The organism is Pseudomonas fluorescens NCIMB 11764 (assembly GCF_000293885.2).
Taxonomy (GTDB): Bacteria; Pseudomonadota; Gammaproteobacteria; order Pseudomonadales; family Pseudomonadaceae; genus Aquipseudomonas; species Aquipseudomonas fluorescens_B.
In genome coordinates, this window is sequence record NZ_CP010945.1 from 1,314,340 (window position 1) to 1,339,802 (window position 25,463).

Consider the following 25,463-nt stretch of genomic DNA (forward strand, 5'->3'; position numbering starts at 1 on the left):
TAAACGCAGTCGTGACCATAGCCCGTCAAGGGCTCAGGGAAGACGACCACACCTCAGACAACGGACATTGAACGGGTCATTCATGAATAAATCAGCAGGCGTGCTTCTTGGAATTGTCGTGGCCATCGGTGCAATCAGCGCCGGCGGTGCCTGGTTCACCGGCACCAAACTCGAAGGGGTACTGAACACCTCGATCGCCGACGCCAACAAGGAACTGCAAGCCGCGCTGGTCGGTTCCAATGGCACCGCGTCGCTGGAACTGGTGTCGCTTGAGCGCCACGTGTTCAGCAGCACCGCGCACTACCGCCTCAAAGGCCAAGGCGAAATGTTCGGCGAGGCACCGGTCGAATTGCTCTTTGTCGATCACATCGAACACGGTCCGCTGCCGCTTTCGCGCCTGATGTCACTGAAGTTGTTGCCGGTCCTGGCCACCAGTCACTACGAACTGGAAAAGACGCCAATCACCGAGAAGTGGTTCGCCGCCGCCAAGGACAAATCGCCGCTCACCGGCGTGGTCAACATCGGCTATGACAACTCCACCAACGGCACCCTCCAATTGCTGCCGCTGGATGTCGCGCTGGACGACAAGTCCCACCTGAAATTCTCCGGCCTGAACCTCGATGTCTCGGCCAACGCCCAGGCGCAGAAAGTCAAAGCCAACGGCTACATGGACAACTTCACACTGACCACCGTGGCTGAAGACCAGACACCGGTAAAAGTCGAATTGAGCGGCCTGACCCTGGCCAGCAACCTGGTGAAAAGTACCTATGGCTACTACACCGGCGAGAACACCCTCGAGCTGACCGACAGCAAAACCACGTTCGGCGCGCAGCAGTCGGTGTTGGGCATCAAGAAATTCGAAATGAAGAACCAGACCGAGGAGTCGGGCACCAGCGCTTCCGGGCGTGCCGATTACAAGATCGGCGAAGTGTCCCTGAACGGCAAATCGGTGGGTTCGGCGCAGATGGCCATGAGCCTGAAGAACCTCGACATCCCGGCGACAATGTCGTTGATGCAGATTTACCAGACCAAACTGCAGCCCTATGAAAAAGCCGCCGCCGAAGCGGCCGCGGCTGGCGAACCGGCACCCGAGCTGGTCTTGACCCCGGCCGAAGAAGCCCAGGTCAAAACCGGTCTGGAGAAACTGCTGGCGGCCGGTCCTCAAGTCGCCCTGGAGAACCTGTCGTTCACCACCGCCAACGGTGAAAGTCGCGCCAACCTGCTGCTCGACCTGACCAAACCACAATCCATGGACCTGCCGCCGGATCAACTGACCCAACAGCTGATCGCCCTGCTGGACGTCAATATTCAAGTGTCCAAACCGATGCTGGTTGATTTGCTCAGCGTCCAAGGGCAAATCGACGGTCAGACCGACGCCAAGGTCATCGCTGATCAGGCCACGGCCACGGCCGACATGTTCGGCGCCATGGCGGTCGGCACGCAGTTCGCCAAACTGGACGGCACCAACATCGTCACCAAGCTGCACTACGCCAACAAACAAGTGGAATTCAACGGCCAGAAAATGACCGTCGAAGAGTTTGTCGGCTTTGTCATGAGCAAGCTCGGTGGTGCTGGCGTCGTCCAGTAAAACCACAAACCCTGTAGGAGCTGCCGAAGGCTGCGATCTTTTGATCTTCAAAGGCAACAGATCGCGGCCTGCGGCAGCGCCTGCACATGTTCAGATCAATCGCGAATCAGCCGCCACGCCTCGTCAACAGGCAGCGGCTGTTTCATCCGCTCGGCCAGCATCGCCATCGCCCGCTCTTCATCGCAGGCGATGGCGGCGGTCACCACACCGTTCTTGCCGAACAGGCCGATAAACGGTGGGTGGTACGGATCGCCCTTGAACTCGACCTCGTCCCACGTTTCGGCGTGACCGAGGTAGTCGTAGTTCTTGCCGAAGTGCCAGGTCCAGAAGTACGGCACATCCAGGTAATGTTCGTCACCGCCCAGCATATTTGCCGCCGCGATCCGTGCGTGCTGTTGTGCCAGGCGCCAATGCTCGATTCGTTGCGGCTGGCCGTTGAGCGGGAAGGTCGCGATATCACCGGCCGCCCACACCCCTTCGACCACGCGCATACCGCCATCGACCTTAAGGGAATGATCTTTTTCCTTGGGCAGATCCTTGAACGGTCCCGTTGCCGGGCTGACGCCAATACCGACCAATACCAAATCCGCCGGCAAACGCTGACCGTTTTTCAGTTTCACCGCTTCAACCTTGTCTGTGCCCTCAATCTGCGCGGCTTCGCTGTCGGTGTGAAACACCACGCCATGGGCCACATGGCGGGCAAGAATGGCTTTGCCGACCGTTGCGCCGAACTGTTTGGCGAAGGGCACCTCGTGACGGGCCAGCACGGTGACGTCCAGGCCGTATTCGCGTAGCGCCGACGCGGACTCCATCGCGATAAAGCTGTCACCGATAATCACGGCCCGTTGGCCTGGCTGGGCCGCGGCCAGAATTTTTTGTGCCTGGTCTTTCGAGCGCAGCAAAAACACCTGCGGCAGGGCGGCGCCCGGTAAATCCAGAGATTTGGGTGTGCCGCCCGTGGCGATCAGCGCAGCGTCATAGGTCAATGTCTGGCCATCCTTGAGCTGCACGGTTCGGGCCTTGGCATCCAGGCTCGCCACTTCACCGTTTATGCGATCAATGCGCTGCTCGCGATAAAAGTGTTCATCACGCAGCGGCGGGACTTCCTCTGGCGGCATCTCCCCGGCGATCACGAATTTACTCAACACGGTACGGTCGTAACCGGCCTCGGGTTCGCGGTCGATCAGCAGCACGCGGCCACCGAAACCCTTTTCGCGCAACGCCGCTGCACCCGCCGTGCCTGCGGCGCCGGCGCCGATAATCACAAACGTACGTTCATCATCGGCGGGCGGGGTGTGAGCATCCGGAAGCGGGTTTTCGTCGACCCAGACTTCGTCATCATGCAACTCCAGGGGATAGCGCTTGAGGCTGTCCAGCGACGGTGGTTCACACAACGCGCCGTCCTCGATCCGGTACGCTGCCTTGTGCCATGGGCAAATCAGGCGCCCGTGACACAGCGCCCCTTCGGCCAGCGGCGCCCCGGCGTGGGGGCATTCGCCCTGATAGGCGCGCAATTCATCGCCACTGCGCAGCAAGACGATTTTGGTGTCCCCAATCCGGACTTCCAGGCCTCGGTTATCGGGAACATCGGCAAAACGGGCAACGCGGTGCAGTGCCATGATCGTTCTCCAGGCAGGCGTGTCACTTAAGAGTCTGGCGCCTATCCCGTGGTTCAGCCAATTCCCACTGCCACCGCACGAACGGTTTGGCTATAGTTTGCACGCCGACCACGGCCCCACCCCGCACAAGGTGCTCCGGTATGACCCGATTGACCTCTCTGAACCCTTGGCTGGCGGCCGTTGCCGTCGCCCTTTGCGTGCAGTTTCCGGCGCAGGCCCAGGAACGCTTCACCGTCAGCATTCCCGGCGTTTCGGACAATCGCCTGTTCACCTCGGCGGCGGCCAGCGATGCGGCCGGGTGCGGCGGCAAGAACCAGTCCCCGGCCCTGAGCTGGACTGCGCCCCCGACGGGCACGCTGAGCTACGCCATCGTCATGCACGACCCGGACGGTCAGAAAGGCCTGGGTGTCGATCACTGGATTCACTACGGCATCAAACCCTCGACCCGTCAGATTGCACCCGGTGTCGGCGCCAAATCCGCCCTCGAAGGCGTGAGTGGCAGCAACAGCAAAGGCACCACCGGCTACATCGGCCCTTGCCCGCCGGTCGGCGACAGCTCCCACCACTACATCATCCAGCTCTACGCGCTCGACCTTGCGCCGGACGCCTTGCCCGCTGGCCTGACCCGCGCGCAGTTGCTGGAAAAAATCAAAGGCCATGTGCTGAAAAACAGCAGCGTGGTGCGGCGTTATCACCGCTGAAGATTTTTTCAGCGGGTTTAACCCGAACCGACCGGGCTGTCCGTCTCAGAGGATGAATGGATCAATTTCCTCCTGAGGTCAGCCCCCATGTCCCTCCCTCTGCATGTCCTCCGCCCGGCCGCCCAGGGTTTCACCGCCGGGTTGCTGCTGGCCGTTGCCGGTTGCGGTGTTTCGTCCAAGCCTGAATCCGCTGCGGTTCCGGTTTCGCCTCCGGAGCAAAGTACGTTGGTGCGCAATGAGGCGGTCATGGCCGATGCGACCATGACCAAACGCAGCCTGCGTCCGGCCCCCATGGCGGGGTTTGCGCCTGAATCTTCGCCGCCGGGTTATCAGGATGAGCAGCGTGAGCACTATCAAGCGCTGGCGGATAACCCGATTCACAGCGTCGCCGAAGCGCCGGTCTCCACCTTCAGCGCCGACGTCGACACGGGCGCCTACGCCAACGTTCGCCGCCTGCTCAATCAAGGTCGCCTGCCACCCGAAGGCGCGGTGCGGCTGGAGGAGCTGGTCAACTACTTCCCCTACGATTACGCCTTGCCCACCGACGGATCGCCGTTCGGCGTGACCACTGAGCTGGCGCCGTCTCCGTGGAACCCGCACACCCGCTTGCTGCGCATCGGCATCAAGGCGTCGGACCGTGCGGTGGCGGAACTGGCCCCGGCGAACCTGGTGTTTCTGGTGGACGTGTCCGGTTCGATGGATCGGCGCGAGGGCTTGCCGCTGGTCAAGAGCACCCTGAAATTGCTGGTCGATCAGTTGCGCGAGCAGGATCGGGTGTCGCTGGTGGTTTACGCCGGCGATTCGCGTGTAGTGCTCGAGCCTACTTCTGGACGGGAAAAAGCGAAAATTCGTACAGCCATTGATCAATTGACTGCGGGCGGTTCCACCGCCGGGGCGTCGGGCATCGAGCTCGCCTATCAAATGGCGCAGCAAGCGTTCATCCCCAAAGGCATCAACCGCATCCTGCTGGCCACCGACGGCGATTTCAATGTCGGCATCAGCGACTTCGACAGCCTCAAGCAAATGGCTGTGGACAAACGCAAGACTGGCGTTTCCCTGACCACCCTGGGTTTTGGTGTGGATAACTACAATGAACACCTGATGGAACAACTGGCCGACGCCGGCGACGGCAACTACGCCTACATCGACAACCTGCGCGAGGCACGCAAAGTGCTGGTGGATCAGCTCGGCTCGACCCTCGCGGTGGTGGCGAAAAACGTGAAGCTGCAAGTGGAGTTCAACCCGGCGCAGGTCAGCGAGTACCGGTTGTTGGGCTATGAGAATCGCGCGCTGAAGCGTGAGGATTTCAGCAACGACAAGGTTGATGCCGGTGAAATCGGCGCAGGGCACACGGTCACGGCGTTGTACGAAATTGTGCCGAAGGGCGAGAAGGGCTGGTTGGAGCCGTTGCGGTATGGCAAGTCCGAGTCGGTTGTTTCGGGGAGTGCCGGGGAACTGGCGATGCTGCGTGTGCGTTATCAGTTGCCCGAAGGTGGGAATAGTCGCTTGATCGAGCGGCCGATTGCGGGGGGGACGGAAGGCAAGGCCAGTGACGACCTGCGATTTGCGGCGGCCGTGGCAGCGTTTTCCCAGCAGCTCAAGGACGGCCGTTACACCGGTGATTTCAGCCTGAAGGACACCGAAGCCTTGGCTCGCGGGGCGCGAGGCGAAGACCGATTCGGTCTGCGCGCAGAGTTCGTTCAACTGGTGGAACTGGCGCAGAGCCTGCGAACCACCACAGCTTCCAACAGTGAGCCGCTTAAAGGAGGCTACAACTGACATGTCTGCTCCCGAATCGAGCGACGAATCACTGCTGGCCCGCTATCGCTCGGGCGACGGGCTTGCGTTCGAGATTCTGTACGCCCGTCACCGGCAAGGCCTTTATCGATTCCTCCTCGGCCTCAGCGGCAAGCCCGAACTGGCCGAAGAGGTTTACCAGGAAACTTGGCTAAGCCTGATCCGCAGCACCAGTCAGCCACAAGGTCGGGCGAATTTTCGTACATGGCTTTACCAGATCGCCCGCAATCGCCTGATCGATCACTGGCGCAAACACGGAATCCACAACCCCTTGCACGACAGCTATGACGAACAGACCCACGCCCTGGCCGATGACACCGCCGATCCCGAACAACTGCTGAGCCTGAGCCGCGATACCCAGCGCCTCGAGGTCGCCCTGCACACCTTGCCCACCGACCAGCGCGAAGTGTTCCTGCTGCGCGCCCATGGCGATCTCGACCTGCCGCAGATCGCCACCCTCACCGAAACACCGCTGGAGACCGTCAAAAGCCGCTTGCGCTACGCCCAGCAAAAACTGCGTCGGCTGCTGGCCGAGGAGGTACTGACATGACTGACGCCCGCAAACCACCGGAAGACGAAGTGCTTCAACATTTCCGCGAGCATTCGACCGGCGCACCACCGGCCCATCTTGATGCCTTTATCCTGTCCGCCGCACAGCGTGAAGTCCCTGCGCCGAAACCGAACCGGTGGCAACGCTGGGTTCAGGCGTGCCAGAAACCCCGTTGGCAGGTCGCATTTGCCAGCCTTGTCGGTGTCGCGCTGATGCTGGCGCTGGTGCAGCGAACTCCAGAACAGCCCGCGAGTTATGACTTCGCACCTAAAGCGTCCGCACCGGTCGCCAAAAAAGAGGCCGCACAGGCACCGTCGTCGGTTGCGCGCTCGCTGGCGACCCCAGCGCCAGCCGCACCGATGGCCGGTTTCGCCGCCCCTGCGCAGAGCGAATCGATCAACGCCGAAGTGGCCGATGAAGCAAAAGTCAGCAAACGCGCCGCCGCCCCGGTGAAAAGCCTGGATGAGCAATTGCTTGAAGTCCTGCGCCTACAAAGTGCCGGTCAGACACTCGCGGCGGATGAATTGTTGGCGACATTGCACAAGCGCTTTCCCCAGGAAAATCTCGCGGCACGACTCAAGGAATTGAAGAAAAACTGAGGGGAGCGATGCTCCGCGATTTGGCATCAACACCCGAAAGCGCGCACTATCGGCCTATAGCCGATGCGTTGGAGGATGCCGTGGCAAAAAAAATCGACCGCATCGCCCAAATGCTCAGCTGCCCTGAAAAGGGCGAGGAACTGCGGCGAGCAGTGACGGAGAGTCGTAAGGAGTTTCTTCTGGCGAAGCAGGCAGAGGCAGCGCCTGAGGAAGACGTTCTTGATGAGGAAGAGATTGAGGACGACGAGGATGATGAGTACGACGAGTTTGATTGGACGACTGAGTAAAAGCGGCACTTAGGAAAGCACTGCTCTTTCAAATTGCAGATCCGTACAAATCAGGATCCGCAATTTGAATGGTGGGTTGCCGCTATCCTTTGGTTTTACCCTTCCGCGAAGGTTCGTCTCGCGTCAGCACTTTCACAGCATCATCTACCAATGCCTTACTCAGCGCCGTTAGATAATGTGCCGCCCAGGCATGGCGATCGCTTTCTTTGTCATAGGCCGCATCTCTGGTCAGTGCCTTGGCAAGGAAAAGAAAGTCAGAAGCCATGCCTAGCGCGTCGCCGAGAGGCACATCGCGAGTGACGTGGAAGACTGCCTTATCCAGGCAATAGATGGCAGGCGTTAAGCCGATGGTTTTCAGTTCTGATGGGTCGGTCGTTTGCCACCTCCATTGATGGAGGTGCGGGGGAATTGCGATTCGAAATCGCGTTGGGTGGTAAGTCGAATTTCATACGGATTGATTCTGCGCATTTTTTACTTCCTTGATTTTAGAAGTTGCCGCGCATTCGATACCAAGCGAATGGGTGGCAACTGTGCGCAGGTTGGTAAACCGGGGAATCAAGGAAACCGGCACGTCCGAAGACGTCCCACGCACAGCCGCCATAGCACAAGATCACAGACGAAAAAAAACGCCTGCAAACGTGTTTGGGGCGCTGTTGCGCCTTTATTCCATCGGGTTACCAAGCCCGGCCGCCGAATTGGCAGCGACGGCGGAAGGGTGTCGTGCGGACTTATCTCCTGCAACCTTGAAATTCGTAACGAAGTGCTGGGAAAAACGTCAGCAACAATTTTAGCGAGCCACCCAAGAAACTGCCCAGAAACTGGACGAATTCGGCTCAATCCACCGAACCGAACTGTCAAGTTTTCCTTGATAGTTGCTTCCGCGTTCATGTGGTTGCGCCTGCTTATCGGTAGTTGACGAGAAGTCCTCAATCCTTATAATCGCCCACAACACGGCCCCTGTCGGTTGATGCGCTCCGGCGCTGAGACTGCTCAGGGGTTTTTTATTGCCTGGCTTTTGCCGCCTACCAGTCGCGTTTCTGCCAGTCTTGGTCAATTCCCATGCCGTCAAGGTTGAGATCCAGATGGGTCAGATTGGGGAAGTCATTTAGCAGCAGTGCCTTCAAGCGTTTTCCCCAGCTCGATGATGGATTGATGACCTTCATCAGGTGTTGAGTGATGCAAAAAAGCATAAACGGACGAGCTCGACGGTGTGCGTCATCATGGAACGCGGACAATGTCGGCGCTTGGTCTATCGGTGGCAGCTTCGGTTGATCGACGATGTTTCGGTTCCACAGACGACTGTGATGGGCGCACACATTGCGTAGATAGTTCAGGCTTCGAAGCCAACTGGCGAAGACCCTGCCATTGCTGATGCCGTACTCTTGCGAGATATCATCTTGATCCGCCTCAGTCATACCGGCAAAAAGCATCGAAAGCGTGCCGAAATCCCAAACCTCGCACGCCACCCAGACCGCTAACGGAAGGCCATATTTTTCCTTATTGTGGCGAATAAAGTCTTCGTTCGAGCGATTGATCAACGCAGCGTGCTTGCCAAGCCAGACATGATGTTTAGTCAGACCAGTTTTGCCGTCCAGCTGTTTAGAAAAGCTTTCGTGGAACAGCTCGGACCTTAGGTAAGCAAACTTTTCGTGTTTGCCAAGCCCGTGGGAAATGTCCACCCGTAACGCAATTTCTATGCGCTCCAAAGCATCCAGAATCAATAGCCGCAGTTTCTTATCGAAAACGTAAAGGTCGACCGAATTCTGGAATGTAGTCCCAGGCTTGAAATCATCGAGTGGAAAGCGAGTCGGTTTTGTTTTGGATGGTTGTTTGCTGCCTTGCTGATTGATTGGGCAGCAGAGCTCGGTGCGCTCGCGAAAGGCAAACCAATAACCACTGAGGCGGTAGTATCCGATGCGCTCCAGATACTCCATTGCTTTGGGTTTATCAGTCACTACCATCCCGCGAGCCATCAGCAATTCAAGCTGCTCTTGATAGCTCTGCCACGGTTTTGGATAGCCTTGCGTCATCGGCACACCACCTTGGCTACTGATGGCAGCCTCGTTTTGTTGGTTAAAATTTGGGGTTGAAACCTGAATCAAAAGACGAATTTATAGCGGCAAGTACGTCAGCTTCAGCGGTACCAGTCGTTTGGTTTCCGAATCCGTCTGGGCATAGTGCTCAATCAATGTTCGTACGAGGTTGTCCAACGTCCATAGCGTCAGCGGCACACTGGCTCGCTCGGCTTCGTAGTAAGCATCTTTGCTGAAACCGCCGGTACTGACATACAGCCCGCGATCATCTTTGTGCCGTCCGCCCAGAAAACTGCAGATTTCCTGGCGGCCCATTTTCTCTTTGCGATGCTTGACCTCAACGATGATTCGCGGGTTCTCAAAGCCAAACCCGTCGGGTGACGCGATGATGTCTTTTCCACGATCAGGGCCAGCCGGGGAGACCTGGGTTTTGTAGCCCATGGCCCGCAAGATTCCTGCGACCAAGTGCTGCATATCATCCCAGGGCAAAGCGTTGATCAGGTCCTTAATGCGTTCGAGAGCCAAACTTTCCATGCCTGCCAGAGGATCGCTGTCGGGATACTCTTCTTCAACTGGTGGTAACGCGGGCGGCTTGTCCCCGGCCGCCATCGCTTTCAGCTCCTGAAGGGCAAAATCAGGTACAACAAATACAGTAAGCGTTGAGCCGAGACTGTTCTTGCTGGCAGTACTCAGGCTATCGCGGTCGACTTCCTGAGCCTGCCATTGCACCGGACGGGTCAACGACATTCCCAGATCGGCCAGATCAGGATTGTGTTTGAAGTCGCCAGTGATTTTGCCCACTAAATAGGTGCGGTTGGCGGGCGAGTAGGTCACCACCCAGTCACCAGGCTGCATTTCATTGATGAAGCGCCATACTTGCGAGGCGCCTGAAATAGCGGTGCCGGGTTTGATGTTGGGCTCAATGTCTTGGTAGAGGCGAGTGACTTCTTTGCGCGTCATACCAGGTTTGGCTAATGGCGCGAGTTGTGACCATCCAATTGCGGCGACGCCACGCTCACGAAAATCATCGTATAGCCGGCCAGATTCGCCACGGATCATCCACATTTTCGCCATATCACTTCCTTAGACATCGATCGCGCCGGTATGTACGCGGTTTGGGGTTGATCGCCATATTGAACGCATTGAGACAAACGCAGGATAAGGTAGGTGTTTCATGCCCCAACAGCAATTGACGAATTCTGGACACAAAAAAGCCCCAGACCCTAAGGCCTGAGGCTTTCTCGTTTCTATCTATGGTGCACCAGGCGGGATTCGAACCCACGACCCCTGCCTTCGGAGGGCAGTACTCTATCCAGCTGAGCTACTGGTGCAAGCGGGCGCCATGATACTCATATGCACTGCAGGCGTCCATGCCGCTGAATCGACAGCGCTTTTGCGAAGCGTAACCTGCGTTTGCTACGTTGATCAGAAAAAATGGGCAAATGCGGCGTTTTCGTTCTTTTTTTCGAACAGGCTATTGTCCTTTAACCCCTTTGATCCTAGGATTCGTTTGAGATTTCAAACGCTCTTGTCTGGGTGCTGAACCGCACGAGTTCATTCCGTGCGCTATTTATGTGCTTCAGCCCGGTGAATGATTTCCCTGACGGCAGCCTTTTGAGGCGCCTTTCTACAATCATAATTTGCTCCGCGCCTGTCGCGGTGCTGTTAAGGAAAGCCGACATGCAGCTTAAAGACACCCAGTTGTTCCGCCAGCAAGCCTTTATCGATGGCGCTTGGGTCGATGCGGACAATGGTCAGACGATCAAGGTCAACAACCCGGCAACGGGCGAAATTCTGGGCACCGTGCCGAAAATGGGCGCTGCCGAAACCCGCCGAGCGATCGAAGCCGCTGACAAGGCGCTGCCGGCCTGGCGTGCACTGACCGCCAAGGACCGTGCGAACAAGCTGCGTCGCTGGTTCGAACTGATCATCGAGAACCAGGATGACCTGGCTCGCCTGATGACCATGGAACAGGGCAAGCCATTGGCCGAAGCCAAGGGCGAAATCGTTTACGCCGCTTCCTTTATCGAGTGGTTCGCTGAAGAAGCCAAACGCATCTACGGTGACGTGATTCCGGGCCACCAGCCAGACAAGCGCCTGATCGTGATCAAGCAGCCAATCGGCGTGACCGCTGCAATCACCCCGTGGAACTTCCCGGCCGCGATGATCACCCGTAAAGCCGGTCCGGCCCTGGCCGCCGGTTGCACCATGGTGCTCAAGCCTGCTTCGCAAACCCCGTTTTCCGCATTCGCCCTGGCTGAACTGGCCCAGCGTGCCGGCATTCCTGCTGGCGTGTTCAGCGTTGTTTCCGGTAGCGCCGGTGACATCGGCAGCGAGCTGACCAGCAACCCGATCGTGCGTAAATTGTCGTTCACTGGCTCGACCGAAATCGGTCGTCAGCTGATGGCCGAATGCGCCAAGGACATCAAGAAAGTGTCCCTGGAACTGGGCGGCAACGCGCCGTTCATCGTGTTCGACGATGCGGATCTGGATAAGGCCGTCGAAGGCGCGATCATTTCCAAATACCGCAACAACGGTCAGACCTGCGTCTGCGCCAACCGTCTGTACATCCAGGATTCGGTCTACGACGCGTTCGCCGAGAAGCTGAAAGTGGCCGTGTCCAAGCTCAAGATCGGCAACGGTCTGGAAGAAGGCACCACCACCGGTCCGCTGATCGACGAAAAAGCCGTGGCCAAGGTTCAAGAGCACATTGCTGACGCCGTTTCCAAAGGCGCAACCGTGTTGTCCGGCGGCAAGAGCATGGAAGGCAACTTCTTCGAGCCGACCATCCTGACCAACGTGCCGAAGAACGCAGCCGTGGCCAAGGAAGAAACCTTCGGTCCATTGGCGCCGCTGTTCCGCTTCAAAGACGAAGCCGAAGTGATCGCGATGTCGAACGATACCGAGTTCGGTCTGGCCTCGTACTTCTACGCTCGCGACCTGGGCCGTGTGTTCCGTGTGGCGGAAGCCCTGGAATACGGTATGGTCGGCGTCAACACCGGGTTGATCTCCAACGAAGTCGCGCCGTTCGGCGGCATCAAGGCGTCGGGCCTAGGCCGTGAAGGCTCCAAGTACGGCATCGAAGATTACCTGGAAATCAAATACCTCTGCCTGGGCATCTAAGCTCGTAACAGACAGGCCACGGCAAGGCATTGCTTCAAACGCAAAGGGCACGAGAGCGCTGTTCCTTTGCGTGTTTCAAACGGGATTTTCTCTGTGGCCGGGAACGTTGTGGCAGTCGATCATCGCATGCTGTCGCCGTTGCACCCCGCCGCATTTTCCTTGAACCACACCGCCCGATGAGCGGTGAATGAGGACTTTATGAGCAAGACTAACGCTTCTTTGATGAAACGCCGCGAAGCCGCTGTACCGCGCGGTGTTGGCCAGATTCACCCGATCTTCGCCGACCACGCGAAGAACGCCACCGTGACCGACGTTGAAGGTCGCGAGTTCATCGACTTCGCCGGCGGTATCGCCGTGCTGAACACCGGTCACCTGCACCCGAAAGTCATCGCGGCCGTGACTGCACAGCTGAACAAGCTCACTCACACTTGCTTCCAGGTCCTGGCCTACGAGCCGTACGTGGAACTGTGCGAAAAAATCAACGCCAAGGTGCCAGGTGATTTCGCCAAGAAAACCCTGCTGGTCACCACCGGTTCCGAAGCCGTGGAAAACGCCGTGAAAATCGCCCGTGCCGCTACTGGCCGTGCCGGCGTGATCGCGTTCACCGGCGCTTACCACGGTCGCACCATGATGACCCTGGGCCTGACCGGTAAAGTCGTGCCTTACTCGGCCGGCATGGGCCTGATGCCAGGCGGCATCTTCCGCGCGCTGTACCCGAACGAACTGCACGGTGTGAGCATCGACGATTCGATCGCCAGCATCGAACGCATCTTCAAGAACGACGCCGAGCCGCGTGACATCGCTGCCATCATCATCGAGCCGGTTCAGGGCGAAGGCGGTTTCTACGTCGCGCCTAAAGAGTTCATGAAGCGCCTGCGCGCTCTGTGCGACCAGCACGGTATTCTGTTGATCGCTGACGAAGTGCAGACCGGCGCTGGCCGTACCGGCACTTTCTTCGCCATGGAACAGATGGGCGTCGCTGCCGACCTGACCACCTTCGCCAAATCCATCGCAGGCGGCTTCCCGCTGGCCGGTGTGTGCGGCAAGGCCGAATACATGGACGCCATCGCTCCAGGCGGCCTGGGCGGCACCTACGCCGGTAGCCCGATCGCTTGCGCCGCGGCCCTGGCCGTGATGGAAGTGTTCGAGGAAGAACACCTGCTGGACCGCTGCAAGGCTGTCGGCGAGCGTCTGGTCACTGGCCTCAAGGCCATCCAGGCCAAGTACCCGGTGATCGGCGAAGTCCGTGCCCTGGGTGCGATGATCGCGGTCGAGCTGTTCGTTGATGGCGACAGCCACAAGCCGAACGCTCCAGCGGTAGCCGCCGTTGTGGCCAAGGCTCGCGAAAAGGGCCTGATCCTGCTGTCTTGCGGCACCTACGGCAACGTTCTGCGCGTCCTGGTACCGCTGACTGCGCCGGACGAGCAACTGGACAAAGGTCTGGCAATCATCGAAGAGTGCTTCTCGGAGCTCTGATCGATTGGTGAGCTGATCGACAAAAAACCCGCTTCGGCGGGTTTTTTTGTCTGTATTACACACTGCGCTGTTTGGAATGCCCCGCATTGACTAAGGTACAAGCATTGAGAGGGAGCTTGTTGCATGACGGCCGTTGATTTGCCCGCTATACCCCGAGTGTTGATTGCCGAGGCCGATCCCTGGTCGCGGGATCTGCTCAAGCAAGTGCTGCTGAATGTGCGCTGTGATGCGCGCCTGGATCTGTGCGCCGATGGCCACGACGCGCTGACGCGACTGGCGGAAAACGTTTACGACCTGGTGATTGTCGACTGGGAACTGCCCGGCGTGGATGGCTTGAATGTCTTGCGCAGCGTTCGTCAACGCAAACGCAATCCGCCGCTGCCTTTCATCCTGATGAGCAACCGTAATGATGGTGCCAGCGTGCGCGAAGCCTTGCCGTATGCGCCCACCGCGTACCTGGCCAAACCGTTGAACATGGAGAGCCTGACCCAGCGTCTGCAAGGTTTGCTGCTCAATGCTGGAGAAGAAGTGTTCTGCGATGTACCGGCTTTGGCGCCGGGCATGACGTTATCGGTGTTTCTCGAGCGTCGACGTGAGCAGGCCGACGGCGCGCCGCTGATGACGGATGTACAGCTGGCGGTCGAACGCAGCCTCAACCCCAGTGGCCTCGATCTGATGCGGCTGGAAGATGAAATCCGTACCGATCCGCAGATTACCGCCGTCCTGATCGCCGCCGCCAACAGCGCCGCCCAGCATCATGGCGTCGCCGTACAAACCCTGTCCCAGGCGTTGCAGCGACTGGGCACCGGGCAGAGCATGAACCTGATTCTGGGGTTGGCGCTCAAGCGCAGTGCACGGCTTAGCGATCCGTTGTTGGCGGACTATGCCGAGCGTTATTGGGAACTGTCGCTGCACACCGCCGAATACGCCCGAACACTGGCGCGTTTGCTGGACCTGGATCAGGACCGGTGCTATTGCGCCGGGATGTTGCATCGCCTGGGTGATCTGGCGCTGCTTCGCTGTCTGCAGGAATGGAAGCAGGCCGGCGGTGAGCTGGATGAATGGGAGGAGGTGGGTGATGCCATCGCCGAATTCGGCGCGGCTTACGGTTCCGCGCTGCGGACCCGCTGGCGCTTGCCTCTGGAACTGCGAGAGCTGATTGCGGCGGTGTACCAGCTCGGTGGCGGGGTTTATTCCCGCGAGGCGCTGGTGATGAACATGGCGGCGCAGATGGCACGTCTGGGCGAGCATGAGGGCATTGAGGTGCTGGCCAAGAGCCGGACGGCGCGGTTGCTGAAGATCGGGTTGCCGGAATTGATGCGGCTGCGCAAAAAATAAGCCGATCGCTTGTAGAAGCGGGCTTGTGTGGCGAGGGAGCAAGCTCCCTCGCCACACAAGCCCGCTCCACAGGGGGATTGGTGTTAGGGCTGTCAGCCAGAGATGATCCGGTTCTTGCCCTGGCGCTTCGCTTCATACATCGCCGCGTCCGCCCGGGCAAACAGGCTCTCGATGCTTTCATCCTCGGCGGTCAGGCTGGTCAAGCCCTGGCTGACGGTGATGCCGAACGTCTGCTGATCATGGCTGAAGGTCAATCGCTGAATCTCCCGTTGCAGACGCTCGGCCACTTGCATGGCCATGTCTGGCGCGCAGCCGGGAAACACCGCGGCAAATTCCTCACCGCCGATTCGTCCGAACACATCACCGCGACGCAACGCCTCGCGACCGGTCTCGGCAATGTGTTGCAGTACGTTGTCGCCTTCCGGGTGGCCGTAGGTGTCGTTGATCACCTTGAAGTCATCGATGTCCAGCAGCAGAAACGCCAGCGGTGCGCCCTGTTGGCGAGCCAGTTCGAATTCGCGGTGGGCACAGTCGAAGAAATGCCGGCGATTGCTGCTCTTGGTCAAAACGTCGGTAGTGGCCAGGCGATGCAGCTCGCTTTCCATCTGTTTCTTGTCGGTGATGTCTTCGGCAATGCCGACGATGATCACTGGCTGGCCCGGTTCGGCCTGACGGTTGATGAAGCACTTGTCACTGAGCCAGCGCACTTGGCCATCGGCGGCGATGATGCGGTACTCGCGGTCTTCGACAGCGCCTTTTTCCAGCACTTCGGCGAGGCTGCGCTCGGCGTACTCCAGATCGTCGGGGTAGATGCTGTCGCGCCACTGGTTGGAGTCGGACAGTAACAGACCTGCGGAACGACCGAAGATCCGCTCATAGGCAGGGCTGACGTAGAGCACCTGGCGGGTTTCCCAGTTGAATGCCCAAAGCACCGCGTTCACGCTTACCAGCAGGGAACTGAATAGCTGTTCGCGTTCGCTCAGGCGTGCGACTTCGCCTTGGGCGTGCATCAGCGCCATCAGGGTTTGTGCGGCCTCGGGCCACTGGGGTAGGGATGAGTCTTGGAGGTTCTTGGTGACCATCGACACAAATCTCAAAGGGCGTGCCGCGTATTGGACAGCGGTCGCAACAAAGCCCGCAGTAGTGGCGAAGTGTCTTTGAGATAGGGGATTTGGAGCTTAGTTCCCGCCCTGGGTGGCGAGGGGGCCTGCTCCCGCCGGGCGGTATTGGCGACGCGTTTTTTTGGTTAAAACGCGTCGTCAGGTTTTGCGTCTGCTGCGCAGCCGAGCGGGAGCAAGCTCCCTCGCCACAGAAAGCCCCTCAGCAGGGTCAGACAGCGGCAGGGCGCAGGGAGTAGGTTTTCAACTGATCGGCAAAGTCGCGCAGGGATTGAATCCCGCTGGCTTCGGCTTCGTGTACCCAATCCTTGATGGCGGCCAGCATGTCGTGACCATTTGAGCTGGTCTTGACCCAGATCTGCTGCAAGGCCAGTCGTTTCTCGTAAATTACCTTCAGCGCCTGGCTGTGCTCGAGCATGGTCTGGATGCGTACGTGGTGCTTGTCATCGAGCAGGCTGGTTTCCCGGGAGAGCAGGCGTTTGGCCCGATGGAACTGGTGACGGACCGAGTGATCGACCTTTTCCAGTTCCTGTTTGACCAGCGGTGCGATCACCAGTTTGCGGTACTGGGCCATGATCTGGAAGCGGTTGTTGAGGATGGCCATGGCGGTGTCCATGTCCAGGCTGCCTTTGCCTTCGACCCGGTGGGCAATCGGTGCAACCCGCTGAACCTTGGCCAGACGCAGGAAGCTGAAGACCTGGATCCACGCCCAGCCGAGGTCGAACTCCCACTTCTTCACCGACAGTTTTGCCGAGTTAGGGTAGGTGTGATGGTTGTTATGCAGTTCTTCGCCACCGATCAGGATGCCCCAGGGCACCAGGTTGGTCGCCGCATCGCGGCATTCGAAGTTGCGGTAGCCGATGGCATGGCCCAGGCCATTGACCACGCCAGCGGCCCAGATTGGGATCCACATCATCTGGATGGCCCAGATGGTGATACCGATGGTGCCGAACAGCAGCAGGTCGATGACGCCCATGATTGCAACGCCCAGCAGCGGGAAACGGCTGTAGAGGTTGCGTTCGATCCAGTCTTCGGGGCAGTTCTTGCCGTAGATGCGCAGGGTCTCGGGGTTTTCCGCTTCGGCGCGGTACAGCTCGGCACCTTTGCGCAGAACGGTGGACAAGCCCTTGATGACCGGGCTGTGCGGGTCATCGACGGTTTCGCATTTGGCGTGATGCTTGCGGTGGATGGCGGTCCACTCGCGGGTGTTCTGCGCCGTGGTCAGCCACAGCCAGAAGCGGAAGAAATGTTTCAGGCCAGCATTGAGCTCAAGGGAGCGATGGGCTGAATAACGATGCAGATAGACCGTGACGCCGATAATCGTGACGTGGGTCATCAGCAGGGTGACTGCCACCAGTGACCAGGGCGACAAGCCGAGAAAACCTTCGTACCACATAGGCTATAGGGCCCTCGAAAAAGAAAAAAACAGCCGTTGCATTATCACTAAGCCCACAGATAAAACCAGTCGCCCTTTCAGATAAGAGTGGCCGGATGTTTCTTTAACCTATAATTCGAATCCTTTTTGTAGGGACATGGACGGCCGAATGTCTGCCACCTATCGCGACGCTTTGCGTGCAGCGCTGCTTTACCTGTTGCTATCCGTAGTCTGGCTGCAGTTCAGTGGTTATTTATTGAACAGCTTCTTCGATAGCTCCAACGAGCTACTGCGGTGGCAACTGATCAACGGTTACGCTTGGGTCTTACTCAGCACCGGGTTGATTTTTATCGCTCGAGCGCGATTGCTCCGTTGCCTGGGCTTCGGCGCCACCTTGCGTGAGCGCCATGAAGATCGTGAGCGTTTGCGTCAGGCCGCCGCCGTATTCGATTGCACCCGCGAAGGCGTGCTGGTCACCAATAGCAAGGGGGTGATCGTCCACGTAAACCGGGCGTTCATGGAAATCACCGGTTATTCGGATGAAGAAGTCCTGGGCCACCAACCCAGCCTGTTCAAGTCAGGCCGTCACCCGGCGGCTTTCTACCAGGCGATGTTCGCGACACTGAACAGTTGCGGTGAATGGAGCGGTGAAATCTGGAACCGCCGCAAGAGCGGCGAAATCTACCCGCAATGGCAGACGATCCGCCTGATTCACGACGACCAGGGCCAGCTCAGTCATTACGTCGCCGTGTTTTCCGATATCAGCGCGATCAAGAACTCCGAACATGAACTCAAGCATCTGGCTCATCACGACCCGTTGACGGACTTGCCTAACCGGATGCTGTTCACTGACCGTACCGAGCAGGCACTGACGTCGGCGCAACTGCACAAGCGTGGCTGTGCGTTGCTGATGATTGATCTGGATCATTTCAAGATGATCAACGACAGCCTTGGACACACGGTCGGCGACCAGTTGCTCAAGGCCGTGGCCGAGCGATTGCAGGCCTTGCTTGGCCCGGAGATCACGTTGGCGCGACTGGGGGGGGATGAGTTCGCAGTGCTCGCCGAAAGCTGTCCGCAGTTGATGCAGGCCGCTGCGCTGGCGCAGCGGATCATCGATGGTCTCAAAGAGCCGTTCCTGATTGGCGAGCATCAACTGTTCATCAATACCAGCATCGGTATCAGCCTGTTCCCCGGCGATGCCTTGAGCGCTGAACAGCTATTGCGTAACGCCGACTCGGCGCTGTTCAAGGCCAAAAGCGCCGGTCGCGATGGCTACGCCCTTTATACCGAGGAGCTGACAGCCCATGCCCAGAATAGGGTCGAGACTGCTGTAGAGCTGCGCCAGGCGCTGGAACGGCAGGAGTTGCGCGTTTATTACCAGCCGGTTCACGACTTCAGGACCCGCCGCCTGGTTGGCGTCGAGGCGCTGGTGCGCTGGGAGCATCCGAAGCGCGGACTGGTGTCGCCGGCTGAATTCATTCCCATCGCCGAACGCACCGGGTTGATCGCAGAAATCGATACCTGGGTGATGCGCCAGGCTTGTCAGCAAATGTGCTTGTGGCAGCAGGCAGGTGTGGCGTTGTCGTTTGTCGCAGTGAACGTCTCGTCTCGATTGTTCGCTCGTCGTGAGCTCTTCCAGCAAGTGGCGAAGGTGCTGCACGAAACCGGGCTGGATCCGGCGTATCTGGAACTGGAAGTCACTGAGAGCGCGGTGATGGAAGACCCGGAAGTGGCGCTGGAGCAGATGCATCGACTGCGCGAGCTGGGTGTGCGGCTGGCCATCGATGATTTCGGTACAGGCTATTCGTCGCTGCTGCGGCTCAAGCGTCTGCCGGTGCAGAAGCTCAAGATCGATCAGGGTTTTGTCGCCGGTTTGCCGTGGGATGAGGATGACGTGGCGATCGTGCGAGTGATCATCGCGCTGGCGCAAAGCATGGGGATGCAGGTGCATGCCGAAGGCATCGAGCAGGTCGAGCAGGCGAGTTTCCTTCTTGAACAGAGTTGCGATCTGGGGCAAGGCTACTGGTTTGGACGGCCGGTGCCGGCCGAGCAGTTGGACTGGATGCACTCACCAATTATCAGCTAAGTACGCGGCCTGCTTTTTGTGGCGAGGGGACTCGTCCCCGTTGGGTCGCGCAGCGGCCCATTTTTTTGCGTCTGCTGCGCAGCCGAACGGGGACAAGTCCCCTCGCCACAAGGATTTTGCCGGGTTCGAAAAATCGTAGTTCTGCACAAACCCTCGCACTGACGGTTTGTTTTTCTGGTTATATAAACATTCTTAAATAGTCTTTTTAAGAATATCTGCACCTATCTACTATTGGTCTCACGCCGCAAGCAGTGCCGGACATTGCCAGGCGACCTCTCAGTCGAAGGAGCAGCACCATGAGCGCATCCCTGCGTAGCGTTGACGGTCAAGACGAAGCCACCATCTTGCGCGAGATCCAGAGCGCCCTGCGCGATCTGCGGTTCGGCGCCGTGGAAATCACCGTACACAACGCTCAGGTGGTCCAGATCGAACGCAAGGAAAAATTTCGTTTGCAGAACCCGAGCAACAAACCGAGCTGAACAACCGGCAACCCGATTCCCGCAACCATAAAAAAGCCAACACACCCCGAATTCCAGGAGCTTTCACCATGTCGTCGATTCGTCATTTCGCTTTGGCCGCCCTGGCCAGTGCCCTTTTTGCGGGTTCCGCGGTTGCCAAGGATTACGAGCTGCTCAATGTGTCTTACGACCCGACGCGTGAGCTGTATCAGGATTACAACGCAGAGTTCGTGAAGTTCTGGCAGAAGGATCACGCCGGTGACACTGTGAAAATCCAGCAGTCCCACGGTGGTTCGGGCAAGCAGGGCCGTGCGGTGATCGACGGCCTGCGCGCCGACGTGGTAACCCTGGCCCTGGCCGGTGACATCGATGAAATCGCCAAGCTCGGCAAGACCCTGCCGGCGGACTGGCAGAAGCGTTTGCCGGAAGCGAGCACGCCGTACACCTCGACCATCGTGTTCCTGGTGCGCAAGGGCAACCCTAAAGGCATCAAGGACTGGGGCGACCTGGTCAAGAACGACGTGTCGGTCATCACCCCGAACCCGAAAACCTCCGGCGGCGCTCGCTGGAATTTCCTCGCGGCCTGGGCCTATGGTCTGAAAGCCAGCGGCGGCGACGAGGCCAAAGCCAAGGAATACGTACAAACCCTGTTCAAGCACGTGCCAGTGCTGGACACCGGTGCTCGCGGTTCGACCATCACCTTCGTCAACAACGGTCAGGGTGACGTGTTGCTGGCCTGGGAAAACGAAGCCTTCCTGGCCCTGAAAGAAGACGGTGGCGCCGACAAGTTCGACATCGTCGTGCCTTCGCTGTCGATCCTTGCCGAGCCGCCAGTCGCCGTCGTCGACAAGAATGCCGAGAAGAAAGGCAACGAACAGATCGCCGAAGCGTACCTCAAGCACCTGTACAGCCCGGCCGGTCAGGAAATCGCGGCGAAAAACTTCTATCGTCCACGTGACAAGGATGTCGCCGCGAAGTACGCCCAGCAGTTCCCGAAACTGGAGCTGGTGACCATCGACAAGGACTTCGGCGGCTGGAAAACCGCGCAGCCGAAATTCTTCAATGACGGTGGCGTGTTCGACCAGATCTACCAGGCGCAGTAATCTGCTGTAGGTCATAAACGAGCCCCGATTTGACCGTCGGGGTTTTGCGCGTTCTCAACCAAGGACTTTTATGTCGCGTCGTATCTCCCCCGTCATACCCGGCTTCGGGCTGACGCTGGGCTACACCTTGGTGTACCTCAGCCTGATTGTGCTCATTCCACTGGCGGCGATGTTCGTGCATGCCGCCCAACTCACCTGGGATCAGTTCTGGGCAATCATCTCGGCGCCCCGCGTGTGGGCGGCGTTGAAGCTGAGCTTCGGCACCGCGCTCTTTGCCGCGATCATCAACGGCATCATCGGCACGCTGCTGGCCTGGGTGCTGGTGCGCTACACCTTCCCCGGTCGCAAGATCATCGATGCGATGATCGATCTGCCCTTCGCATTGCCCACGGCCGTGGCCGGTATCGCGCTGACCGCGTTGTACGCCCCGACCGGGCTGGTGGGTCAGTTCGCGGCGGACCTTGGCTTCAAGATCGCGTATACCCCCCTCGGCATCACGCTGGCGCTGACTTTTGTAACCCTTCCATTCGTAGTACGTACGGTACAGCCAGTACTGGCCGATATCCCCCGTGAAGTGGAAGAGGCGGCGGCGTGCCTTGGTGCAAAACCGTTGCAGGTTTTCCGTCATATCCTGGTGCCCGCGCTGCTGCCCGCCTGGTTGACCGGTTTCGCATTGGCCTTTGCCCGCGGGGTCGGCGAGTACGGCTCGGTGATATTCATCGCCGGCAACATGCCGATGAAAACCGAGATCCTGCCGCTGCTGATCATGGTCAAGCTCGACCAGTACGATTACACCGGCGCTACCTCCATTGGTGTACTGATGCTGGTGGTTTCCTTCGTCCTGTTGCTGCTGATCAACTTGCTGCAACGCCGCATCGAAACCCCATAAGGAGGCGCGAACCATGTCCCAATCGTCTATTGCGGCCGCCTCTTCGGCCAACGCTGCCCGCCGTGGCAGTGCCACGTCGCGGCGAATCCTGATCGGCCTGTGCTGGCTGGTCTTCATCCTGTTTTTGGTGTTGCCGCTGTTTATCGTCGTGTCCCAAGGGCTGAAGAACGGCCTGGGCGCGTTCTTCACCGCGATCTTCGAACCGGATGCCTTGTCCGCATTGAAGCTCACGGTGATCGCCGTGCTGATTTCGGTGCCGCTGAACCTGGTGTTCGGTGTCAGCGCCGCGTGGTGCGTGAGCAAGTACTCGTTCCGTGGCAAGAGCATGCTGGTGACCCTGATCGACTTGCCGTTCTCGGTGTCGCCGGTCATCGCCGGTCTGGTCTACGTGCTGATGTTCGGCGCGCAGGGTTTTTTCGGCCCGTGGCTGCAGGATCACGACATTCAGATCGTCTTCGCCTTGCCGGGCATCGTGCTGGCGACGATTTTCGTCACCGTGCCCTTCGTGGCCCGCGAGCTGATCCCGCTGATGCAGGAACAAGGCACTCAGGAAGAAGAGGCCGCGCGCCTTCTCGGCGCCAATGGCTGGCAGATGTTCTGGCACGTCACCGTTCCCAATATCAAATGGGGCCTGATCTACGGCGTGGTGCTGTGCACGGCGCGGGCGATGGGTGAATTCGGGGCGGTGTCGGTGGTTTCCGGGCACATTCGCGGGGTGACCAACACCTTGCCGCTGCACGTCGAGATCCTCTACAACGAATACAACCACGTGGCCGCGTTCGCCGTGGCGAGCCTGTTGCTGATCCTGGCGCTCTTCATCCTGCTGGCCAAGCAGTGGAGCGAAAACCGTATTAACCGTCTGCGCGCCAGCGCCGCGGAGGAATAATTCATGTCGATCGAAGTGCGTAACGTCAGCAAGAATTTCAATGCGTTCAAGGCGCTCAATGACATCAGCCTGGACATTCAAAGCGGCGAACTCGTGGCGCTGCTTGGCCCGTCGGGTTGCGGCAAGACCACGCTGCTGCGGATCATCGCCGGTCTGGAAACCCCGGATCAGGGCAGCATCGTGTTCCACGGTGAGGACGTTTCCGGCCACGATGTGCGTGATCGCAACGTCGGTTTCGTGTTCCAGCACTACGCGTTGTTCCGCCACATGACGGTGTTCGACAACGTCGCGTTCGGCCTGCGCATGAAACCGAAAAACCAGCGTCCGACGGAAAGCCAGATCGCGGTGAAAGTCCATGAGTTGCTGAACATGGTGCAACTGGATTGGCTGTCGGATCGCTACCCGGAACAACTCTCCGGTGGTCAACGTCAGCGTATCGCGCTGGCTCGTGCCTTGGCGGTAGAGCCGAAAGTCCTGCTGCTCGACGAACCCTTCGGCGCACTCGACGCCAAGGTGCGTAAAGAACTGCGCCGCTGGCTCGCGCGCTTGCACGAGGACATCAACCTGACCTCGGTGTTCGTGACCCACGACCAGGAAGAAGCGATGGAAGTCGCCGACCGCATCGTGGTGATGAACAAAGGCGTGATCGAGCAGATCGGCTCACCGGGCGACGTCTACGAGAACCCGGCCAGCGATTTCGTTTATCACTTCCTCGGTGATTCCAACCGTCTGCATCTGGGCGAAGACAACCACGTGCTGTTCCGTCCGCACGAAGTTTCGCTGTCGCGGCATGAGCTGGATGATCACCACGCTGCCGAGGTGCGCGATATCCGTCCGCTGGGCGCGACGACCCGGGTGACGTTGAAGGTTGAAGGCCAGAGCGAACTGATCGAAGCGGAAGTGGTGAAGGATCACGACAGCCTGATCGGCTTGGCGAAGGGCGAAACCTTGTTCTTCAAACCGAAGGTCTGGCAGAAAGTCGCCAACATCTAAAGCAAAAGCTTCGCGAGCAAGCCCGCTCCACATTTAGTTGATGTCGTACACATAATTTGTGCTCGACGCAGACTTAATGTGGGCTTGCTCGCGAAAGCGATCTACGCAGCAGCGCGATTCGGATTTATCCGCACACCCCCAACCCGCGCCTCGATCTGCTCTTTCAGATCCCGTCGCATCCCCAACAAAAACGCCAGCTCAACCACCACAAACAACGGCCCGACAATCAGCCCCGTCACATCATCGACAAACGCCGGTTTGCGTCCTTCGTAATGATGCCCGACAAACTGAATCGCCCAACCGATCACGAACATCCCGACACCGCTCGCCAGCCACACCAGCGTGCTTTGCTGTGCCAGCACCTGACCTGCCCAAATGCATAGACTGAGCAACACCGTCATCAACGCGCCAAGACGCACTTCCAGGCGCAGGTAGAACCAGGCCGACGCCAGCGCCACCAACACCGCCGGTGAAAGCCAGCCTCCGGCCCATTGTGGACGGGAGAGCAACACCGCCACGGCCACGACAATCAGCGGAATACCGATAAAGTGGCTGGCGATATTGCGCGGGTCACGGTGGTAAGCGGCGTATTGACTGAGATGGTCAACGAGGCTTTTCATTGTTATTCCTCCTGTAGGGTGATTGATCATGCCCCGGGTTCACCTCTCGCTCTGTCAGCCAGGCGACAATCTCCAGGAGTTTTGATGGACATGCAGGTTTGGCGTTCGCGCCTGATGACGGGGCAATGGTTCAGCCATTTACCTGCTCCCTTACAGGATAGTCTGCTGGCTGCGGCCAAGGTGCGGCGCCTGTCATCGGGGCAGCGGCTGTTCCAGCGCGGTGATCCGCCGTGTGGCCTGTACGCCGTGCTCGAAGGTGCGGTGCGCATCGGCGCGGTGAGCGAGCAAGGTAAGGAGGCACTGCTGAGCCTGGTGGAGTCGCCGCACTGGTTCGGTGAAATCTGTCTGTTCGACGGTCAGCCGCGCACCCACGATGCGTTTGGTCTGGGTCAGTGCATCCTGTTGCACATCCCGCAAACGGCGCTGCTGGCCATGCTGGATGAGCAACCGGTGTACTGGCGGCAACTGGCATTGCTGATGAGCCAGAAACTGCGCCTGACCTTCATCAACCTCGAACAGCTGAGCCTGATGCCGGCGCCTGCACGGTTGGCGCATCGTTTGCTGATGATCGCCAAGGGCTACGGCGAAATCGACCCGCCACGACGGGTGTTGCAACTGCCGCAGGAACAACTGGCTTCAATGTTGTCGCTGTCACGCCAGACCACCAATCAGCTCCTCAAGGAGTTACAAGGCCAGGGGATTCTGAATTTGAAGTACGGCGAGATCGAAATTCTGGATGCCGAGCGGTTGCGGGCGTTGGCGATTTTTTGAAACACGGCGTTATTGGTGGGCTTTGTCCGCGAACGCGCCTAGCCTGTGAC

General features: G+C 58.9%; 23 protein-coding genes and 1 tRNA gene. 16 read left to right on the forward strand and 8 right to left on the reverse strand.

Going from position 1 to position 25,463, the window contains the following annotated elements:
* Nucleotides 1-82 precede the first annotated feature (82 nt).
* Entirely contained in the window at nucleotides 83-1,588 is a 1,506-nt protein-coding gene (locus B723_RS06035) for a YdgA family protein (RefSeq protein WP_017335851.1), read from the forward strand.
* A 95-nt stretch (nucleotides 1,589-1,683) separates the two neighbouring features.
* On the opposite strand, the gene B723_RS06040 is transcribed toward B723_RS06035, so the two are convergent.
* Entirely contained in the window at nucleotides 1,684-3,207 is a 1,524-nt protein-coding gene (locus B723_RS06040; RefSeq protein ID WP_017335852.1) for an apoptosis inducing factor family protein, read from the reverse strand.
* 140 nt (nucleotides 3,208-3,347) lie between these two features.
* On the opposite strand from B723_RS06040, the gene B723_RS06045 reads away from it, so the two are divergent.
* From B723_RS06045 to B723_RS06065, 5 genes are all read left to right on the forward strand, one after another.
* The gene (locus B723_RS06045; RefSeq protein WP_017335853.1) at nucleotides 3,348-3,908 is read left to right on the forward strand and encodes a YbhB/YbcL family Raf kinase inhibitor-like protein; all 561 of its coding nucleotides are present in this window, start codon (nucleotides 3,348-3,350) and stop codon (nucleotides 3,906-3,908) included.
* An 87-nt stretch (nucleotides 3,909-3,995) separates the two neighbouring features.
* The gene (locus tag B723_RS06050) at nucleotides 3,996-5,687 is read left to right on the forward strand and encodes a vWA domain-containing protein (protein ID WP_017335854.1); all 1,692 of its coding nucleotides are present in this window, start codon (nucleotides 3,996-3,998) and stop codon (nucleotides 5,685-5,687) included.
* Between the two features lies 1 nt (nucleotide 5,688).
* Nucleotides 5,689-6,255 carry an RNA polymerase sigma factor gene (locus B723_RS06055; RefSeq protein WP_017335855.1) on the forward strand — a complete coding sequence of 189 codons (567 nt, stop codon included), beginning with the start codon at nucleotides 5,689-5,691 and terminating at the stop codon, nucleotides 6,253-6,255.
* Entirely contained in the window at nucleotides 6,252-6,854 is a 603-nt protein-coding gene (locus B723_RS06060) for a hypothetical protein (RefSeq protein ID WP_017335856.1), read from the forward strand. Before B723_RS06055 ends, B723_RS06060 begins: the two co-directional genes overlap by 4 nt.
* Before the next feature lie 20 nt (nucleotides 6,855-6,874).
* Nucleotides 6,875-7,141, forward strand: a complete 267-nt coding sequence (locus B723_RS06065; RefSeq protein WP_033037465.1) for a hypothetical protein — start codon at nucleotides 6,875-6,877, stop codon at nucleotides 7,139-7,141.
* A gap of 82 nt (nucleotides 7,142-7,223) precedes the next feature.
* Here the strand turns inward: B723_RS06065 and B723_RS31990 are convergent, their stop codons facing one another.
* From B723_RS31990 to B723_RS06080, 4 genes are all read right to left on the reverse strand, one after another.
* Nucleotides 7,224-7,550 (reverse strand): DUF3077 domain-containing protein, encoded by a 327-nt coding sequence (locus B723_RS31990; RefSeq protein WP_080995101.1) that lies wholly within the window; start codon nucleotides 7,548-7,550, stop codon nucleotides 7,224-7,226.
* A 613-nt stretch (nucleotides 7,551-8,163) separates the two neighbouring features.
* Entirely contained in the window at nucleotides 8,164-9,171 is a 1,008-nt protein-coding gene (locus tag B723_RS06070; protein WP_017335860.1) for an Abi family protein, read from the reverse strand.
* A gap of 81 nt (nucleotides 9,172-9,252) precedes the next feature.
* Complete coding sequence (locus tag B723_RS06075) at nucleotides 9,253-10,248, reverse strand: restriction endonuclease (RefSeq protein ID WP_017335861.1); 996 nt, start codon at nucleotides 10,246-10,248, stop codon at nucleotides 9,253-9,255.
* Nucleotides 10,249-10,428: 180 nt separating this feature from the next.
* Nucleotides 10,429-10,505 (reverse strand) — tRNA-Arg (locus tag B723_RS06080).
* A 349-nt stretch (nucleotides 10,506-10,854) separates the two neighbouring features.
* On the opposite strand from B723_RS06080, the gene gabD reads away from it, so the two are divergent.
* The 3 genes from gabD (at nucleotide 10,855) to B723_RS06095 (ending at nucleotide 15,111) form a co-directional block, all read left to right on the forward strand.
* Nucleotides 10,855-12,297, forward strand: a complete 1,443-nt coding sequence (gene gabD, locus B723_RS06085; protein ID WP_017335862.1) for an NADP-dependent succinate-semialdehyde dehydrogenase — start codon at nucleotides 10,855-10,857, stop codon at nucleotides 12,295-12,297.
* A 198-nt stretch (nucleotides 12,298-12,495) separates the two neighbouring features.
* Nucleotides 12,496-13,773, forward strand: a complete 1,278-nt coding sequence (gene gabT, locus B723_RS06090; RefSeq protein WP_017335863.1) for a 4-aminobutyrate--2-oxoglutarate transaminase — start codon at nucleotides 12,496-12,498, stop codon at nucleotides 13,771-13,773.
* A gap of 123 nt (nucleotides 13,774-13,896) precedes the next feature.
* The gene (locus tag B723_RS06095; protein WP_017335864.1) at nucleotides 13,897-15,111 is read left to right on the forward strand and encodes a response regulator; all 1,215 of its coding nucleotides are present in this window, start codon (nucleotides 13,897-13,899) and stop codon (nucleotides 15,109-15,111) included.
* A gap of 92 nt (nucleotides 15,112-15,203) precedes the next feature.
* Here the strand turns inward: B723_RS06095 and B723_RS06100 are convergent, their stop codons facing one another.
* The gene (locus B723_RS06100; protein ID WP_017335865.1) at nucleotides 15,204-16,193 is read right to left on the reverse strand and encodes a GGDEF domain-containing protein; all 990 of its coding nucleotides are present in this window, start codon (nucleotides 16,191-16,193) and stop codon (nucleotides 15,204-15,206) included.
* Between the two features lie 247 nt (nucleotides 16,194-16,440).
* Nucleotides 16,441-17,625, reverse strand: coding sequence for a delta-9 fatty acid desaturase DesA (gene desA / locus B723_RS06105; protein ID WP_017335866.1), 1,185 nt, complete (start codon nucleotides 17,623-17,625; stop codon nucleotides 16,441-16,443).
* A gap of 148 nt (nucleotides 17,626-17,773) precedes the next feature.
* Here desA and dibA point away from each other — a divergent pair, with 148 nt between their 5' ends.
* From dibA to B723_RS06135, 6 genes are all read left to right on the forward strand, one after another.
* On the forward strand, nucleotides 17,774-19,693 hold the full coding sequence (dibA, locus tag B723_RS06110) for a phosphodiesterase DibA (protein ID WP_017335867.1): 1,920 nt from the start codon (nucleotides 17,774-17,776) through the stop codon (nucleotides 19,691-19,693).
* A gap of 296 nt (nucleotides 19,694-19,989) precedes the next feature.
* Entirely contained in the window at nucleotides 19,990-20,172 is a 183-nt protein-coding gene (gene oscA, locus B723_RS06115; RefSeq protein WP_007945260.1) for a sulfur starvation response protein OscA, read from the forward strand.
* 68 nt (nucleotides 20,173-20,240) lie between these two features.
* Complete coding sequence (locus B723_RS06120; RefSeq protein ID WP_017335868.1) at nucleotides 20,241-21,254, forward strand: sulfate ABC transporter substrate-binding protein; 1,014 nt, start codon at nucleotides 20,241-20,243, stop codon at nucleotides 21,252-21,254.
* A 70-nt stretch (nucleotides 21,255-21,324) separates the two neighbouring features.
* The gene (gene cysT / locus B723_RS06125; RefSeq protein ID WP_017335869.1) at nucleotides 21,325-22,143 is read left to right on the forward strand and encodes a sulfate ABC transporter permease subunit CysT; all 819 of its coding nucleotides are present in this window, start codon (nucleotides 21,325-21,327) and stop codon (nucleotides 22,141-22,143) included.
* 13 nt (nucleotides 22,144-22,156) lie between these two features.
* The gene (gene cysW / locus B723_RS06130) at nucleotides 22,157-23,029 is read left to right on the forward strand and encodes a sulfate ABC transporter permease subunit CysW (RefSeq protein ID WP_017335870.1); all 873 of its coding nucleotides are present in this window, start codon (nucleotides 22,157-22,159) and stop codon (nucleotides 23,027-23,029) included.
* A gap of 3 nt (nucleotides 23,030-23,032) precedes the next feature.
* Nucleotides 23,033-24,022 (forward strand): sulfate/molybdate ABC transporter ATP-binding protein, encoded by a 990-nt coding sequence (locus B723_RS06135; protein ID WP_017335871.1) that lies wholly within the window; start codon nucleotides 23,033-23,035, stop codon nucleotides 24,020-24,022.
* A gap of 101 nt (nucleotides 24,023-24,123) precedes the next feature.
* Here B723_RS06135 and B723_RS06140 read toward each other — a convergent pair whose 3' ends face one another.
* Nucleotides 24,124-24,642, reverse strand: a complete 519-nt coding sequence (locus tag B723_RS06140) for a DUF962 domain-containing protein (protein WP_017335872.1) — start codon at nucleotides 24,640-24,642, stop codon at nucleotides 24,124-24,126.
* Nucleotides 24,643-24,726: 84 nt separating this feature from the next.
* Between B723_RS06140 and B723_RS06145 the strand changes: the two genes are divergently transcribed.
* Nucleotides 24,727-25,413: a Crp/Fnr family transcriptional regulator gene (locus tag B723_RS06145; protein ID WP_017335873.1), complete on the forward strand. Its 687-nt coding sequence runs from the start codon at nucleotides 24,727-24,729 to the stop codon at nucleotides 25,411-25,413.
* The last annotated feature ends 50 nt before the right edge of the window (nucleotides 25,414-25,463 follow it).